Below are 306 nucleotides of genomic sequence, written 5' to 3'. Positions count from 1 at the left end.
CCGAAGATCCAGACACAGGTTGTTTTAGCGTGATGCCAATTACATTAGAAGTTAACCCAAGTCCAGTTGCACCAATCAATTTGGATAACATCGAAGTATGTGATACCAATGCCAACAATCAAAATGGTATAATGACAGTGGATTTAACCATAAGAACACCAGATGCTTTGGCACAACAACCACTGCCAGCAAGCAACTATACGGTGGAGTATTACACCAGTCAGATCGAAGCAGAAGCAGGTAATCTTCCAATTATTCCAGCAGATAACTATTCAGCAAGCAATGGACAAACCATTTGGGTACGTG

The 306-nt window shown here is 41.5% G+C and carries 1 protein-coding gene; it reads left to right on the top strand.

The genetic code is table 11. The features are described 5' to 3' along the window. On the top strand, nucleotides 1-306 hold a 306-nt coding region (locus G6042_RS00490), incomplete at both ends, for a hypothetical protein (RefSeq protein WP_169522338.1).

It is taken from the genome of Flavobacterium solisilvae, assembly GCF_012911605.1.
Classification (GTDB): domain Bacteria; phylum Bacteroidota; class Bacteroidia; order Flavobacteriales; family Flavobacteriaceae; genus Flavobacterium; species Flavobacterium solisilvae.
The sequence above is the reverse complement of the archived record's forward strand: the minus strand, read 5'-3'. Positions and strand labels throughout refer to the sequence as shown.